The 1,184-nt window shown below is 68.8% G+C and carries 1 protein-coding gene; it reads left to right on the top strand.

Translation table 11 applies throughout. The features are described from left to right. The first annotated feature begins 15 nt into the window (after positions 1–15). Positions 16–1,095 (top strand): AAA family ATPase, encoded by a 1,080-nt coding sequence (locus B073_RS39355; protein ID WP_018537411.1) that lies wholly within the window; start codon positions 16–18, stop codon positions 1,093–1,095. The last annotated feature ends 89 nt before the right edge of the window (positions 1,096–1,184 follow it).

The raw sequence follows: 1,184 nt of genomic DNA, 5'->3' as shown, positions 1-1,184 counted from the left end.
GAGTTGCGGGCGAGGGTGGCGAAGATCCTGGCGGATCACGCCGGTTCACAGTTCAGCGTCACCGAGCTGGCGAAGATGCTGGGGCATTCGGGAGGCGCGGTCGGCAACGCCTGCGACACCCTGATGTCCCGGGGCGAGGCGGAGCGGGTGGGTTCCAACCCCCGCATGTACCGTGCCACTTCCTACACCGCTGCCGCCGCGCAGGCCGCACCGGCCAACCCGCCCGCCCCGAGCGCAACGGTGCCCCGGCCCAGCCCGACCGCCCAGCCCGCCAAGGCCGTTCCACCGCCAGTCGGGAGGCCGCTGCCCATCATGCGCCCGAACGGGCAGCGCTATCACCCCAGGGCCCTGGCCCAACTCTCGGACGTCGAAGCATTGCGCAGGCTGCGCGAGGCGGGGGTTGCGGTGTTGCTGTACGGGCCGCCGGGGACGGGGAAGACGTCGCTGATCGAGGCGGCCTTCCCGGACCTGATCACGGTAGCCGGAGACGGCGACACCACGGTCGGCGACCTTGTCGGCGAATACACGCAGGACCCAAGTGGCGGATACGAGTTCATCTACGGGCCACTGGTCACCGCCATGCAGGAAGGGCGCGCCCTTCTCCTGGACGACGCGACCCTGATCTCCCCCAAAGTCCTGGCTGCCCTGTATCCGGCGATGGACGGGCGACGTCAGATCCAGGTCAAGGCGCACAAGGGCGAGATGATCACCGCCACCGACGGCTTCTACGTCATCGCCGGACACAACCCCGGCGTCCACGGGGCGGTACTGACCGAAGCCCTGGCCTCACGGTTCAGCGTGCAGATCCAAGTCGGCTCTGACTACGACCTGGCCGCCTCCTTGAACATCAACCGCACGGCGGTCCGCATCGCCCGCCACCTCGCCACCAGCCAACAGGCAGGCGAGGTCGGCTGGGCACCGCAGCTACGTGAGCTGATCGCCTTCCAGAAGATCGCCGATGTCCTGGGCACCGAGGCCGCCTTCGCCAACCTGGTCGGCATCGCACCCGCCGAAGACCGCGATCTGGTCGCCGAGATCGTCACCAAGGCCCTTGGACGCCCGGTCACCGCCCTAGCGCTGGGCCGCCAGCTCTAAGTGGGCGGTTCGCGAGTTGATGTCCGTTTCGAAGTGAGGCTTGGGGCAGGGGTGCTGGCCACGGTGCGGGCTACTGCTGCCGGGCAAAG

It is taken from the genome of Streptomyces sp. MspMP-M5 (assembly GCF_000373585.1).
Classification (GTDB): domain Bacteria; phylum Actinomycetota; class Actinomycetes; order Streptomycetales; family Streptomycetaceae; genus Streptomyces.
Note: the sequence above shows the minus strand (reverse complement) of the source record. Positions and strands in the feature narration are given on the sequence as shown.